Below are 265 nucleotides of genomic sequence, written 5' to 3' on the forward strand. Positions count from 1 at the left end.
CCGAGGTCGTCGCCGAGGACGGCTCGATGATGCGGCTGCCGGGGCTCCAGGAGCTCGGCGAGCGCGACGGCATCCCCGTCATCACGATCGAGCAGCTGATCGCGTACCTGAACGAGACCGAGCCGATCGACGCCGCTGCGCAGGCCCACGGCCAGCAAAAGCGCCGCGTCAGCCTCCGCGCCGAGGCTCACGTCCCGACGTCGCACGGCGAATTCCGCTTCCTTGCCTACAAGGACCGCGTCACCGGCACCGACCACCTCGCGGT

At 70.2% G+C, this 265-nt stretch carries 1 protein-coding gene; it reads left to right on the plus strand.

All coding sequences use genetic code 11. The annotated features are described in order from the left end of the window. The coding region (locus tag ACQG3P_RS20025) for a hypothetical protein (protein ID WP_426806023.1) at positions 1–265 on the plus strand (265 nt) is incomplete at both ends.

The sequence above is a fragment of the Stenotrophomonas sp. SrG genome (assembly GCF_050031795.1).
GTDB classification, from domain to species: Bacteria; Pseudomonadota; Gammaproteobacteria; order Xanthomonadales; family Xanthomonadaceae; genus Stenotrophomonas; species Stenotrophomonas rhizophila_A.